Here is a 12518-nt window from a genome sequence, read left to right as displayed (position 1 = left end):
GCGCTGTATGTATGTATTCACTTACTTACTTGAGGGACGACATGCACTCCACCGACATGGTCCGCAAGCCGCGAGCCCGCGACCGCCAAGCCACTCGCGACGCTCTGATCGCCGCCGCAGCGACGGCGATCGCCGAATGCGGCTACGAGGGAGCGACGACGCGCGCCATCGCCGACGCGGCAGGATGCTCGGAGGCCCTGATCCAGCGATATTTCAGCGGCAAGGAAGGCCTGCTGCTCGCGGTTCTCGACAAGGAGGATGACCGCTCCGACGCGGCGCTCTTCCTGGGGCGCCCGCTTTGTTCGACCATGGCGCAAGAAGCGCGCGAGATGCTCGCACATGCGGTCGAGAAAATCTCGGAACGTTCGGACCGAATTCGCATCGTGATCTCGAGAGCCCTGCTCGATCGAGCCTTCAAGGCGCATTTCAACCGCATCTGGATCCGTGAAGATATCAGGAGCGGCCTCGAGTCGCGGCTCGCTCTCTATGTCCATGCTGGAATTGCCGAAGCTGATCTCGATGTCGGCTCCGCCGCCGAAATGCTGCTGAGCCTGGGCTTCGAGCTGGGGTTCGTCCATCGCGAGGTTCTCGAGACCTCACCCGAAATGACGAGACGGCTTCTGGAACAGTTCGCGGACATGTTCGGTCGAGCCGTTTCGGCGCCGCTCAACCGCGGATCGCCCGCGGAGGCCCAGAAAGGCGCTGAATGAGGGGCCTCGGCTTCTCCGAAGCCCCACCACGAAAAAATGCCATGTTTTCCGCACTCTCTCGAGCAAAGCCGCACATGATCCCGACGCATCGCCGAATCCCTTCGTCGCCCTTGATCGTCACGAATTCTGAAGCACGGATTTCGCGATCGGCCGCAGCAGGCCTGTTCGGCGCTTTCTTTGCGCTGCTTTCTATGGCGGTCGCTGCGAGCTGCGAACAAGCGCTGGCCGCAGAGCCGGCGCGTCCGCCTGCGCAGGCGGGCTATGTCGTCGTCCATCTCCAACCGATCACGCGCGTGACGGAGTTGCCTGGCCGCACGACCGCCGTCCTGACCGCAGAGGTGCGGCCCCAGGTCAATGGTGTCGTCCTGAAACGGCTTTTCGAAGAGGGCAGCCAAGTCAAAGAAGGCCAGCAACTCTATCAGATCGATCCGGCTCTCTACCAAGCGGCCTATGACAGCGCGGTCGCCACATTGGCGCGCAATCAGGCGACTCTCCAAGCGGCAAACGCGAAAGCCGCTCGTTACAAGGCGCTGTCCTCCATGAAAGCCGTGAGCAAGCAAGACGTCGAGGACGCCGTGGCCGCGGCGCAACAAGCGGAGGCCGATATCGCCATCGCCAAAGCGAGCATCTCCCAGGCGAAGATCAATCTTTCCTATACGAAAGTTCTGGCGCCCATCTCCGGCCGTATCGGTCGATCCACAGTCACGCCGGGCGCGCTCGTGACCGCCAATCAGAGCAATGTCCTCGCGACGGTCACGCAGCTCGACCCGATCTATGTCGACGTGACGCAATCGGCGACGACGCTATTGCGTCTGCGGAAGGCGCTGGCGAGCGGCGAGATCGAAAGCGTCGGCCGTGGCGCCGCGAAGGTCACTTTGAAGCTCGAAGACAACAGCACATACGATGTCGCGGGAAAGCTGCAGTTTTCGGAGGTCACCGTCGACGAGGGGACGGGCACGGTTCTCATGCGGGCGATTTTCCCCAACCCTAAACACCTCCTGTTGCCGGGCATGTATGTGCATGCCTCCCTTCAGGAAGGGGTGGATCGAAACGGCGTTCTGATACCGCAGCAAGCAGTCTCGCGCAATACGCATGGAGACGCGACCGTCCTACTGATCGGAGACGACAACAAGGCGAGCCTGCGCATCATACAAACCGGTCAAGCGATCGGCGATCAATGGATCGTCGTCGGCGGCCTTCGCGCGGGCGAGCGCGTGATCGTCGACGGATTGCAGAACATACGTCCGGGCGATGTCGTTCAACCCATCGCAGTCGAAGACGCGGCAATCCGCGCCGACAAACCGTCCTGACGTTTCGCCGAGGGGATTCCATCGATGTCACGTTTCTTCATCGACCGTCCGGTCTTCGCATGGGTGCTCGGCCTGATCGTGATGCTGCTCGGCGGCATCTCGATTTTTCGGTTGCCGATCGCGCAATATCCCAGCATCGCTCCGCCTCAAATCTCGATCACGGTCACCTATCCGGGAGCCTCCGCTCAGACGGTCATGGATACGGTGGTCAGACCCATTCTCCAACAAATGTCCGGCCTCGATGGCTTGGAATATCTTCTTTCGACCGCCCAATCGAATGGATCGATGGAAATCGACCTGACATTCGTGCAAGGCACGGATCCGAACATCGCGCAGGTGCAAGTTCAGAACAAGCTTTCTCTCGCCCAGCCGAATCTGCCGACCGAGGTCACCCAGCAGGGGATCAAGGTCAACAAATCCGTCAAAAGCTTCATGATGATCGTCGGCGTCTATTCCGAGGACGGCGCGATGTCGGCCATCGACATCGACGACTATGTCTCTTCCAACCTCAAGGATCCGTTGACGCGCATCACCGGCGTCGGCGACTTCACCTCGTTCGGATCCGAATATGCCATGCGCATCTGGCTCGATCCGGACAAGCTCAACAAATATTCGCTGACCGTCGGCGATGTCACGAGCGCGCTCACCGCGCAGAATGTGCAAGTCTCGTCAGGAGAGCTCGGCGGACTGCCGGCCAGCCGAGGCAATCGGCTCGACGCCGCCATCATCGGGCCGGCCCGACTCGAAACGCCCGAGCAATTCGAGAACATCTTGCTCAAAGTGAATCCGAGCGGCTCACAGGTGAGATTGAGGGACGTCGCGCGCGTCGAGATCGGCGCGCAGTCCTATTCGACAGCATCGCTCTATAACGGCAAGCCCTTCGGCGCTCTCGCGCTCAAGCTCGCCCCGGGAGCCAACCAGCTTTCCACGGAAGCAGCCGTGCGCGCCGAGCTGGACCGTCTCGAAACATTTTTCCCTCCCGGCCTTAAACTCGCCTATCCGCTCGACACCGAGCCCTTCATCACGCTTTCCATCGAGGAGGTGGTGAAGACGCTTTTCGAGGCCGTCGCGCTGGTCTTCGTGGTCATGCTCGTCTTCCTGCAAAACTTTCGCGCGACGCTCATTCCGACGATCGCGGTGCCGATCGTGCTGCTCGGCACATTCGGCGTGCTCGCCGCCTTCGGCTATTCGATCAATACGCTGACGATGCTCGCAATGGTGCTCGCCGTCGGCCTCCTCGTGGACGACGCCATCGTCGTCGTCGAAAACGTCGAGCGGCTCATGAGCGAAAAGGGCTTGTCGCCGCGAGACGCCACGCGCGCGTCGATGGACGAGATATCGGGAGCGCTCCTCGGCATCGCTCTGGTGCTTTCGGCGGTGTTTCTGCCGATGGCCTTTTTCGGCGGCTCGACCGGCGTGATCTATCGTCAGTTCTCGGTCACGATCGTGTCGGCGATGGCGCTCTCCGTGCTGGTCGCGTTGATTCTCACCCCGGCTCTCTGCGCGGCGCTGCTGAAAGAGCCGGCGCGGGAAAACGGTCCCAGGGCCGGCTTCTTCGCATGGTTCAATCGCGCATTCGCTCGCCTCACCGAGCGCTACGAGAACGGCGTCCACAATCTGATCGCGCGCCCGCGCGCGTTCCGGCTGATCTTCATGGCGATCACCGTGGCGGCGGTGGTGTTGTTCAACCGAATCCCGACCGGCTTTCTTCCCGACGAGGATCAGGCGCTCCTCTTCGGCCAAGTGACGATGCCGCCTGGAGCCACCGCCGAACAAACGGCGGCATTGAACAAGCAGCTGGCCGATTACCTGCTGACCGCCGAAAAGGAGAATGTGGAATCGGTGCTGACCGTCTCGGGATTCAATTTCGCCGGTCAGGCCCAGAACGCCGGTTTCGCGGCGATCAAGCTGAAGGATTGGTCGGAAAGACCCAGCCCACGACAGAGCGGCGCAGCTGTCGCCGGTCGCGCGATGCAACATTTTGCAGGGAGCCGCGACGGCCGAGTCTTCGTTTTCCAGCCGCCGGCCGTGATGGAGCTCGGCAATGCGACGGGCTTCGACCTTCAGCTCGAAGACCGGGGCCAACTCGGGCGTGACAAATTTCTCGCTGCGCGCGATCAATTGCTCGGAATGGCGGCGCAGGACGTCGCTCTTGCCGGCGTGCGCCCGAACGGGCTCGAAGATGCGCCCCAGTACCGGCTGAAGATCGACCGCGAAAAAGCCAACGCGCTCGGCGTCTCGGTGAGCGACCTCAACGCGACCATACAGGGCGCTCTCGGTTCGCAATATGTCAATCAGTTCTTGCGATCGGGACGCGTGAAGCAGGTCTATGTCCAGGGCGACACGGCTTCGCGAATGGCGCCGAGCGACCTCGCGCGTTGGCACGTGCGCAACTCGTCGGGCAAAATGGTTCCGTTCGACGCCTTCCTCGACGGCGCATGGACATTGGGCCCGCAAAAAATGGAAAGCTACAATGGTCTCACATCCTTTGAGATTCTCGGCGCTCCCGCGCCCGGCCATAGCACGGGTGAAGCCATGGCGGCGATGCAACGCCTCATCGAGAAGCTTCCTCCGGGCGTCGGCTACGAATGGACCGGCCTCTCCTATGAAGAACAGAAATCCGGCTCGCAGACAGCCGCGCTATACGCCATCTCCCTGACGGTCGTGCTGCTCTGTCTCGCCGCTCTCTACGAGAGCTGGGCGATCCCTCTTTCTGTCATACTGGTCGTTCCGCTCGGCGTCATCGGCGCGATCGTGGCGACATTGAGCAGCGGACTGGCCAATGACGTCTATTTTCAGGTCGGCCTTCTCACGACGGTCGGCCTCGCGGTGAAGAACGCGATCCTCATCGTCGAATTCGCAAAAGCTTTCTTCGACAATGGAGCCACGCTGGTGGAGGCCGCGATCGCCGCCGCCGGAGAGAGGCTGCGGCCGATCTTGATGACGTCCATCGCCTTCGTGGCCGGGACTCTGCCTCTCGTCTTCGCGACCGGCGCGGGTTCGGCCAGCCGCATCGCGATCGGCACGGCGGTCGTCGGCGGCATGCTCAGCGCGGCGCTTCTGGCAATCTTTTTCGTACCGGCTTTCTTCGTCTCGGTCTCGAGCGCTTTTCGGATCAGACCGAACCGAATTGTCGAGCCTCGAGCTCCCGTGGCGCGGGACATATCGAGCGAGCACTCATGGTGAAGGTAGCCCGTCCAAAACGGGCGCAGGCCTCGCTGAGGTTCGAGCCTCATCGACGGCGACGCCGGCGCATCGCGCGAATGCTGGCGATCTCTAGGTCTTGGACGACTTGATACGTCGGCATTGCGAAATCGGCGTAAATCCAATCCGGCTTCGATACGCCGGATTTCGATGTCCGCCTCATGCTCCTCGTCCGTGGCTGAAATCGCAGCGAGGATCCTGCCGGCGCGGGACCATCTCTATTTGGTGGTCGATCCCATTTTGAATTGGATTGCGGTCGGGAATTACCGCGCCGTCGTGGGTCAGGCGGTCTTTACCAACAACATCGTTTCAAATTTCTCCCTGGATCGCCTATGCGGCAATCGGCGGTGATGGGTAGGCATCGCGCGGAAAATCGCATCATAGCGTGAAATCGGCGGGGCTGGCGGTCCACGCCCGATGATAATGAGAACAAGTTTACGCTATAGCCCTCTAACGCCGCCAGCGTTCTGCTGCAATCGGATCAGTTTGCCGAGGAGCACAGCAAGCTGGCCTCGCTCCTGCTCATTCAGACCACTGACGATGCTTTGCTGATTTGCGATGTGAGCCTCTACCGTGCGATCGATCAACGCCAGACCATCGGCCGTAAGCGCCACCAACGTTCCCCGTTTATCCGCTGGATTGGACCTCCGCTCGACCAACCCGGCATTCTCCAGTCGGTCGATACGATTGGTCATGCTTCCCGATGAGATCATCGCTGCTTCATAGAGCGCGGTGGGCGTGAGCGCATACGGTGCGCCACTGCGCCGGAGCGTCGCCAGTACGTCGAACTCGCCGGGTTGCAGGCCGAATTCTGCAAATAGCGGATTGAGCCGATCCCGCGCGATCAACAGCGCCGCTTCACCCAGCCGTCCCAGCAGCACCATCGGTCCAGTATCGATATCCGGCCGTTCTCGGGCCCATTGTTCCGCAGCCATTGCAGCCCTGTCCATTTCGCGCACCTAGCTTGACGTCAAGATATATATCTCTATATAGAGATAATATCGGAAGCGGCGACCCTGACAAGGGCATAACGCGCGGAGACCGTCCGAAACATCAGGTCGGATGCTGTTTCTGGCCGCAATCCTGCTCGTCGGCATCAATCTGCGCCCGGCACTGGCCTCGGTCGGCCCACTGCTCGACGCGATCCAGAGCGACACGGGCCTTGGCGACATCGGCGCGAGTCTGTTGACCACGTTCCCGGTGTTGTTGATGGGCATCTGCCTGCTGGGGACGGCGTAGCTGCGCGGATGGATGGGAGAGCGGGCAGGCATCGCCTCCGGTGTCGTGCTCATTCTCCTTGCCTGCCTGGCCCGCTGGGTATGGCCGCAGGCAGTGGCGCTGGTGTTGACCGCCATCATCGGCGGTGTCGGCATCGCCATCGACCAGGCGTTGATGCCGGGCGTCATCCGCCGCCGGGCTGGTGTACACAGTGGACGCCAGATGGGCTTCTACTCCACCGCGATCATGGGAGGAGCGTTAATATCCAGTACGGCCTGCGCCTGGATCGGGCAGGTCTGGGGCTGGCCGACCGCGCTGGGCATCTGGGCGCTGCCAGCTCTCCTCGGGCTGGGCATCTGGCTTCTGGTGGCGCAGGGGTCGCAAGGGATTGTGAGATCGGTGTAACGCCGCTCGGTGCACCGTGCGCCGCGCGCCTGGTTGTTGATGCTCTTTTTCGGCCTCGGCACGGGGGCCTATACGCTCGTCCTCGCCTGGCTGCCGCCCTTCTATACCCAGCTCGGCTGGTCCGAGCAGGCGGCCGGCGCGATGCTCGGAGCCGTCACACTGGCGGAGGTGGTCGCAGGCTTTGCCGTGTCGCTATGGATCGATCGATCGCCGGATCGTCGCGCCGTGTTGTTCACTGCAATTGCAGCGCTGCTGGCGGGAATGTTCTGCCTCTGCGTCGCGCCACTGCAGCTTGCATGGGCGGCGGCGTCGCTGGCGGGGCTCGGCATTGGCGCGCTCTTCCCGCTCTCGCTGATCGTCGCAATGGATCACGGTGAGGATCCCGATCAGGCAAGCGCGCTCGCCGGTTTCGTCCAGGGCGGCGGCTATGTCCTGGCGGCCGCGCTGCCGCTGGTTGCTGGACTGCTGCGCCAGCATCTGGCGGACCTCACCCCGGCATGGTGGTTAATGGCGGGATTGTGCCTTGCGCTCGCGCTCATCGCCGCGCGCTTTCGTCCCGGCGACCGTCTCTTCCTTCCCCTCTGATGATAGGGGCCTTGCTACGGCCCTTTTACGACTCGCCTGTCGGCCCAATTATTTCTTCGAATTGGGCACCCGCCGCCCGAGCCTCCTTCTGCATGGCAATCGGCAGGGTGGCGACCACGAACGATAGTGATGATCACTAGGTTTGCGCTATAGCCCTCTCGGGCGCGACACCTTTGTGAAGAACGCGAGCGATCTTGACGCGACCGCTCGCGGGGAAAAACGGTCATCCCGGCAACTCAATGGCGCTGTTCGGGCGCAGCGCCGTCAAAAATGCCTCGTCATGGCTGACCACCAGAACCGCCCCGTCATAGGCCGCCAGCGCGACTTCCAGCGCCGCGATGCTGTCGAGATCAAGGTGATTGGTAGGCTCGTCCAGGATCAGCAGCATGGGTGGCGGCACGGCCCCAAGGGCGCAGGCGAGACCCGCGCGCAGGCGCTCGCCTCCGCTCAGTTCGCCCGTGCGGCGCAAGGCGTCGCCTGCGCGGAAGCCAAAGCGGGCCAGCGCCACATGGGCCGTATGGGCATCCGCCGCAGGATTCAGGCGCAGGAAATTCTCGCGCAGGGTCCGCGCCGGATCGAGTAACCCCACATGCTGATCCAGCAGCGCGAACGGAACCATCAGATCCACCAGCCCGCGCTGCGGCTCGATCTGACCCGTGATCATTTTAAGAAGCGTGGTCTTTCCGCTGCCGTTCGGCCCGGCAATGACGATACGCGCGGGGCCGGTAATAGTCAGCGACAGATCGCGAATAACAGGGCGGTCGGGATCATATCCGCCGCTCACACCGTCCAGCCGCAGCACCGTCTTGCCGGGCGGAAGGTCGGTCGAGGGAATGTCCATACGCAGGGGTTGCAGGACCTCGACCTTCTCACGGGCGGCGATCAGGGCCTCGTCTGCCGCCTCGCGCTGGGCATCGCGCAAGCGGGCGCCGGCTCCGCCCGAAGCCTCGGCCCGGCCCTTAGCGGCATCCATCAGGATTTTCGGTTGATCGCCCTTCGCCCGCGCCCTATGTCCGGCGCTGTCCTTGCGGGCCTTGCGCTCGGCGGCCTGTTGCGCGCGGCGAGCGACATCGACGCGGGTCTTCTCCGCATGGACCAGGCCGCGCGCAGCCGCGTCCAGTTCGCCATCCTTCCGTTGCCGGAAAGCACTGTAGTTCCCGCCATAACGGGTCGCGCCGAGCGACGTTAGTTCGACAATGGCGTCCATTTCCTCCAGAAGCTCGCGATCATGGCTGACGATGATCGCCCCGCCGGTCCAGCCTCGGATAAGGTCGATCACCGCCCTGCGCCCAACACGGTCGAGATTGTTCGTCGGCTCATCCAGCAACAGGAAATCCGGCTCGGCAAAGATCAATGCGGCAAGTGCTGCGCGGCTGCGCTGGCCACCAGAGAGCGTTATCATCGGGGTCTGCGGCTCGACGGAAAGGCCGCAACGCAACAACGCGGTCTCGATCCGCTCGGACAGTGTCCAGTCCGCGTCGGTTAGTTCGGCGGCATCTGCAAGTCCCGCCTCGGCCCGGTCAAGCAGATGGAGCGCGTCAGCAACACTGAAGAGATCGGCAATGGTCTCATCCGGGCGCTCTATCGCGTCCTGCCGCATCATTGCAATGGAGCCGGTGACCCGCACCTGACCCGAGGCCGGTTGCAGATCGCCTGCGATAAGGTGCAGAAGCGTGCTCTTGCCGGTCCCGTTGCGTCCGACGATTCCGGTGCATTCAGGGCCGAAGGTCAGGTTGACGTCAGTGAAAAGTGGCGTGCCGTCAGGAGTGGACCAGGACAGGCCGGACAGAGAGACGGATGCAGGCATGGGATAGAACTTCTCGCAGCGAAACCAAGGGGGGTGAAGGCGGCGAGGTTCAAGTCCATGTCGATGGTGTCTCCAATTTTCGAAGTTAATCGCGCTCAAAATAGGAATATTTGGATTTTTTGCAAGGTCCGCACGAATATGGGCAATACTTCTTTGCGAACGTTGCGGTAAGCTGGTTCCGGCATGAACTGTCTTTGCGCGGTAGCCCGCGCGACGGCGGGCCATGTCCGACAAAGATGAGAACTACGTCTGCGCTACAGTCCTATGACGCCGCTTGGCTTCGTCCGTCCGCCGCGTTCATGCCATCCAGGGAGGCCAGCACGAAATCGGCACGCGCCGCCGTAGTGCTCTTCGGCAGGTCCAACACCTCATACTCCAGTGCCGGATAGGTCTCCATGAGGCGGTGATACTCCACCACTGCCGCATCGAACCCGTGCTTGCGATCCGTTTCGGTCACATAGATGTCGGGCCAAGGCGGCGCCATGAATACGCGGCGATGATAGCGATGCGTCATACACAACGGACGCAGGACCGGTTCGCCGGTCAAAGCTTCCAATGCCGATGCTGCGTCGACAATGCCGCGATCGAAGAACACCCAGCCCTTATGCTCCACCGCCGCCACGTGGTCCGCCAGCGCCATGTCGATCGCGCGACGCAGAAACATCACGAGATCGCCCCACGGCAATGCGCCGCCACCGCTGGCCGTTTCCTCGGCGATGATGCGGCGACCGGGTTCTTCCACGACAACATGGCCGCGAGCCCTCAACTCGGCCAGGAGGGTCGACTTCCCTGCGCCCGAACAGCCGGAAATCACGACAAGTCGATTCTTCAAGAGGTATCATCCTTTCACCGGAATGGGCACATAGTATGGAAACTGCATGTCTTCTCCAATCCTGACCCGTCGCACCGCAATCGCCTCGATGACAATGGCTGTCGCAGCACCGCTGTTGACCTCTTCCAATGCCTTAAGCAGCCCTCGAGGCATCGAAGCCGAGCTCGAGGAGCTCGAAGCGCGCAGCGGTGGGCGGTTGGGGGTGGCCGTATTGGATAGTGCGACCGGTCGGATCATGGGTAACCGAATCGACGAGCGCTTTGCCATGTGCAGCACAATGAAGGCGCTGGCCGTCGCCCATGTCCTGGCCCGCGTCGACCTCGGAAAGGAAAGGCTCGACCGGCGCATCGTCTTCACCGAGCGTGACTTGGTGACCCCTTACAAGGCGACCCAACCTCATGTCGGCCGTGAAGGCATGTCGATCGAGGCGCTTTGCGAGGCGGCTATCACCGTCAGCGACAGCACCGCCGCCAATCTGTTGCTGACCAGTTTTGGCGGCCCGACAGCTCTTACTGCCTATCTGCGATCCCTCGGCGATCATGTCACGCGGTCCGATCTCTTCGAATTGGCGCTCAATGTCGTAAAGCCGGGCGAAACGCACGATACGACGACGCCCCGCGCCATGGTCGGGACATTGCGCCGGCTGCTATTGGGCGACGCCCTTTCCGAAGCGTCGCGTGCAAGGTTGACGAGTTGGATGGTCGAGGCCAAGGACGCGGCCACGCGACGCTTGCGCGTCGGACTGCCTGCCGGTTGGCGCATAGCGAACAAGCCCGGCACTTGGGAGGGAATTTCCACCAACGATATTGGTGTGATCTGGACGCCCGGCCGTGAGCCGATCGTGGTCGCCGCCTATCTCGGAAGCGCGCCAGGCTCCACTACGGCGCAGGAGAGCGTTTTAGCGAGTGTCGCCAGAATAATAGCTGAACAAGCGTAGCGTAAGCCCTACCGCCGGACGCCGTGCGGCGATCGGCTGTTTTAGGCGGCAACAATGTCAGGCGATGGAGTGGAAACGGCGGTTCGCCATGCCGCTTGCGGTCATACGGCAATCGGCGGGAATATCGGGCCGTAGAGGGAAATCGGCGGGGCCGGCGGACCGTGAGCGACGATGACAGGCAATGCTTCTACTCCATCACCCTACCTTGAAGCAGGGCGTGGAGTGAACACGATGATCCGCTGGATTCTACCGCGAAAATCGCTATTCTGCGATGCAGAAAACATCAGACGCAATACTCGAACGAAAAAGTTGGGAGTTTTGCAACAACAACATTGGTAATAGATTGGTAACAGAATGACAATCATCTACTTCGCCACCCATCCTGAAGTTATCATCGATCCGGATATTCCCGTGCCTGACTGGCAACTTTCGGAAAGAGGATGGTCCCGCATCAAGTCGTTCTGCGCACGTCCTGAACTCTCGAGCGTGAGCGATGTGTTTACAAGCAGCGAGCGGAAGGCGACGGATTGCGCTGAAGCACTGAAGGCGGAGCGGCAGCTTGCGTTTAAGATCGACGCGCGCCTCGGTGAGAATGATCGTTCATCGAACGGATACCTCGAACCGCCCAGCTTCTGGTAGATAGTGGCTCGCTTCTTCGACAGCCCGCTCGAGGCGTTCTTGGATGGGAGAGAGCGATTGATGCCCAGACTCGGATCAGGGGAGCTGTGGAGGATTGCGTCGCGAGCCGAAAGGGTGGAGGCAACATCTGCATTTTCTCTCACGGCGGAGTCGGCACGCTCCTTCTGTGCGATCTCATGGGCGAACCGATATCGAGGAAACGCGGACAACCTATATCGGGTGGCGGCTGCTACTTTGCATTCGAGGCGGAAACAAGAGCGTTGTTTCACGGCTGGCAGGATATCGCCTCGTCTTAGCTTGTCGCAAATTTTGCGCCCTCGTTGCTCGATGCCATTGGTTTGGCCAAGTTTCGGGTATCTTGGAGATGTGATTCAGATCGAACAAGCGAGGGCCAAATGACCGAAGATATCAGCGTTGAATTTTCTTTGTTCGTTGAACATGGGCGGGAACGAGAAGCCGCGAATTACTATACGGCTGCCTTTGGTGCGCAGGAAGTGGATACCTATGACCTTGACGGCGTTCTGGCGGCTGTCGAAATGCGGTTCGGAAATCTGCCGGTATGGGTGGCAGGCTCCAATCCGAACCGCGAAAAAACGACCTCCTACGGCGGCCCGTTCTTCCCGAAAGCACCCGGAGCCGTCAGCACGATTTTCCAGCTCAAGGTTGGCAACATTGATGGCGCTATGCAGCGTGCCCTCGCCGCCGGGGCCGTGATCCGCGACGAAATCCAGACTGACACGACCGGCCGTCGCGTAGCCTCGATCTTCGATCCCTTCGGCCACATCTGGGCACTGGTGCAGCGGAAGACCGAGGACGTGTCACTGGCAGCGTGACTTTTGTTGCAAATATCCAGTCACAAAACCCGGACTTT

General features: G+C 61.5%; 13 protein-coding genes. 10 read left to right on the top strand and 3 right to left on the bottom strand.

Going from position 1 to position 12518, the window contains the following annotated elements:
• The first annotated feature begins 41 nt into the window (after positions 1 to 41).
• The 3 genes from IY145_RS00475 to IY145_RS00465 all read left to right on the top strand — a co-directional run bounded on the left by IY145_RS00475 (position 42) and on the right by IY145_RS00465 (position 5206).
• Positions 42 to 710 carry a TetR/AcrR family transcriptional regulator gene (locus IY145_RS00475; RefSeq protein WP_196406453.1) on the top strand — a complete coding sequence of 223 codons (669 nt, stop codon included), beginning with the start codon at positions 42 to 44 and terminating at the stop codon, positions 708 to 710.
• Positions 711 to 901: 191 nt separating this feature from the next.
• Positions 902 to 2020: an efflux RND transporter periplasmic adaptor subunit gene (locus IY145_RS00470; RefSeq protein WP_246721618.1), complete on the top strand. Its 1119-nt coding sequence runs from the start codon at positions 902 to 904 to the stop codon at positions 2018 to 2020.
• 24 nt (positions 2021 to 2044) lie between these two features.
• Positions 2045 to 5206, top strand: a complete 3162-nt coding sequence (locus IY145_RS00465) for an efflux RND transporter permease subunit (RefSeq protein ID WP_196406451.1) — start codon at positions 2045 to 2047, stop codon at positions 5204 to 5206.
• Positions 5207 to 5664: 458 nt separating this feature from the next.
• On the opposite strand, the gene IY145_RS00460 is transcribed toward IY145_RS00465, so the two are convergent.
• Positions 5665 to 6174 carry a MarR family winged helix-turn-helix transcriptional regulator gene (locus tag IY145_RS00460; protein WP_196406450.1) on the bottom strand — a complete coding sequence of 170 codons (510 nt, stop codon included), beginning with the start codon at positions 6172 to 6174 and terminating at the stop codon, positions 5665 to 5667.
• A 112-nt stretch (positions 6175 to 6286) separates the two neighbouring features.
• On the opposite strand from IY145_RS00460, the gene IY145_RS25200 reads away from it, so the two are divergent.
• Genes IY145_RS25200 through IY145_RS25190 form a run of 3 tightly spaced genes read left to right on the top strand, consistent with a single transcriptional unit; the run spans position 6287 to position 7432 of the window.
• Entirely contained in the window at positions 6287 to 6463 is a 177-nt protein-coding gene (locus IY145_RS25200) for a hypothetical protein (RefSeq protein ID WP_210332565.1), read from the top strand.
• A gap of 12 nt (positions 6464 to 6475) precedes the next feature.
• Positions 6476 to 6847, top strand: a complete 372-nt coding sequence (locus tag IY145_RS25195; protein WP_210332564.1) for a hypothetical protein — start codon at positions 6476 to 6478, stop codon at positions 6845 to 6847.
• Positions 6848 to 6886: 39 nt separating this feature from the next.
• Entirely contained in the window at positions 6887 to 7432 is a 546-nt protein-coding gene (locus IY145_RS25190; protein WP_246721633.1) for an MFS transporter, read from the top strand.
• A 223-nt stretch (positions 7433 to 7655) separates the two neighbouring features.
• Here the strand turns inward: IY145_RS25190 and IY145_RS00450 are convergent, their stop codons facing one another.
• Both IY145_RS00450 and IY145_RS00445 read right to left on the bottom strand, forming a co-directional pair.
• Entirely contained in the window at positions 7656 to 9239 is a 1584-nt protein-coding gene (locus tag IY145_RS00450) for an ABC-F family ATP-binding cassette domain-containing protein (protein WP_196406449.1), read from the bottom strand.
• 262 nt (positions 9240 to 9501) lie between these two features.
• Complete coding sequence (locus IY145_RS00445; RefSeq protein WP_196406448.1) at positions 9502 to 10071, bottom strand: AAA family ATPase; 570 nt, start codon at positions 10069 to 10071, stop codon at positions 9502 to 9504.
• A 46-nt stretch (positions 10072 to 10117) separates the two neighbouring features.
• On the opposite strand from IY145_RS00445, the gene bla reads away from it, so the two are divergent.
• From bla to IY145_RS00425, 4 genes are all read left to right on the top strand, one after another.
• A complete protein-coding gene (bla, locus tag IY145_RS00440) occupies positions 10118 to 11008 on the top strand; it encodes a class A beta-lactamase (protein WP_196406447.1) in 891 nt (296 codons plus the stop codon).
• 354 nt (positions 11009 to 11362) lie between these two features.
• Complete coding sequence (locus IY145_RS00435; RefSeq protein ID WP_196406446.1) at positions 11363 to 11647, top strand: hypothetical protein; 285 nt, start codon at positions 11363 to 11365, stop codon at positions 11645 to 11647.
• Entirely contained in the window at positions 11611 to 11943 is a 333-nt protein-coding gene (locus IY145_RS26430) for a histidine phosphatase family protein (RefSeq protein ID WP_196406509.1), read from the top strand. Before IY145_RS00435 ends, IY145_RS26430 begins: the two co-directional genes overlap by 37 nt.
• Positions 11944 to 12042: 99 nt before the next feature.
• A complete protein-coding gene (locus tag IY145_RS00425; protein ID WP_196406445.1) occupies positions 12043 to 12480 on the top strand; it encodes a VOC family protein in 438 nt (145 codons plus the stop codon).
• Positions 12481 to 12518 lie beyond the last annotated feature (38 nt).

This window comes from Methylosinus sp. H3A, from assembly GCF_015709455.1.
Lineage (GTDB): Bacteria > Pseudomonadota > Alphaproteobacteria > Rhizobiales > Beijerinckiaceae > Methylosinus.
Note: the sequence above shows the minus strand (reverse complement) of the source record. Positions and strands in the feature narration are given on the sequence as shown.

Coding starts and splice junctions, on each gene's coding strand:
- IY145_RS00450 (WP_196406449.1), bottom strand. CDS start 9,239: ATGCCTGCATCCGTCTCTCTGTCCGGCCTGTCCTGGTCCACTCCTGAC.
- IY145_RS00475 (WP_196406453.1), top strand. CDS start 42: ATGCACTCCACCGACATGGTCCGCAAGCCGCGAGCCCGCGACCGCCAA.
- bla (WP_196406447.1), top strand. CDS start 10,118: ATGTCTTCTCCAATCCTGACCCGTCGCACCGCAATCGCCTCGATGACA.
- IY145_RS25190 (WP_246721633.1), top strand. CDS start 6,887: ATGCTCTTTTTCGGCCTCGGCACGGGGGCCTATACGCTCGTCCTCGCC.
- IY145_RS25200 (WP_210332565.1), top strand. CDS start 6,287: ATGCTGTTTCTGGCCGCAATCCTGCTCGTCGGCATCAATCTGCGCCCG.
- IY145_RS00435 (WP_196406446.1), top strand. CDS start 11,363: ATGACAATCATCTACTTCGCCACCCATCCTGAAGTTATCATCGATCCG.
- IY145_RS00460 (WP_196406450.1), bottom strand. CDS start 6,174: ATGGACAGGGCTGCAATGGCTGCGGAACAATGGGCCCGAGAACGGCCG.
- IY145_RS00425 (WP_196406445.1), top strand. CDS start 12,043: ATGACCGAAGATATCAGCGTTGAATTTTCTTTGTTCGTTGAACATGGG.
- IY145_RS00470 (WP_246721618.1), top strand. CDS start 902: ATGGCGGTCGCTGCGAGCTGCGAACAAGCGCTGGCCGCAGAGCCGGCG.
- IY145_RS00465 (WP_196406451.1), top strand. CDS start 2,045: ATGTCACGTTTCTTCATCGACCGTCCGGTCTTCGCATGGGTGCTCGGC.
- IY145_RS25195 (WP_210332564.1), top strand. CDS start 6,476: ATGGGAGAGCGGGCAGGCATCGCCTCCGGTGTCGTGCTCATTCTCCTT.